This is a genomic window from Kitasatospora nipponensis, assembly GCF_039528135.1.
Lineage (GTDB): Bacteria > Actinomycetota > Actinomycetes > Streptomycetales > Streptomycetaceae > Kitasatospora > Kitasatospora nipponensis.
The window spans coordinates 1-658 of record NZ_BAAALF010000788.1 but is presented as its reverse complement, the minus strand read 5'-3'; the positions used below and the strand labels follow the sequence as shown (position 1 = coordinate 658).

The 658-nt window shown below is 66.7% G+C and carries 1 protein-coding gene and 1 pseudogene; both read left to right on the top strand.

Translation table 11 applies throughout. The features are described 5' to 3' along the window. Positions 1-372: pseudogene (locus ABD323_RS43350) on the top strand (hypothetical protein); the annotation flags it as partial. Further along, a partial coding sequence (locus tag ABD323_RS43345) for a hypothetical protein (protein ID WP_344447522.1) occupies positions 365-658 on the top strand: 294 nt, incomplete at its 3' end. The pseudogene ABD323_RS43350 and the gene ABD323_RS43345, both read left to right, overlap by 8 nt.

Genomic DNA, 658 nt, shown 5'->3' with positions numbered 1-658 from the left:
CCCCGCAAACGGCACCCCTCCCGAATCGGCGCCACCCCCCCTTCCACCTTCCTCGACAGTTCTCTGGTGGACCAGCTGGAGATCGCCAGCATCAGCGAATCGGCCCACTACTGCCGACTCGTGCAGCGATCGGCCGGACTGCATATCGGGGCCTCGGCCGGATCGGTGGTGGCGGCCTGTGTGGGATATCTGGAAATGCATCCCGAGATCGAGCTCGCGGTGTGTCTCTGCGCGGACAGCGGAGACAAGTACGCCAGTACGATCTACAGCGAGACCTGGCTCCGCTCGATCGGCGTGGAACTCCCGGCCGACGACCTCGCTCCGGCTACCCCGGAACATCTGCCGGGCGCTATCCTCTCAGGAGTTGCGTGAAATAGTTTCAGAACAGTCCGAGATCCGCGAAAAGTCCGAAAGCGGCGGATCCGCGTACCGAAGGGCCGTCATGCAGGGGATCTCAGAGATCAGCCGCAATCTCCGGGCCGCCGCCACGGCGGGCGATTCGACGCCCGCCGGGCCTGCCCTGGCAGAGCTGGAGGACCTCTCCGAGAGCATCCTGCACCGGACCGACGAGCACGATCTCGCCATGCTGCTCTGCCTGGCCGGGATCTGCTCGGTCCGGACCGGCGCGGGCCTTCCGGCGGGAGGCCTGCACCGGGTC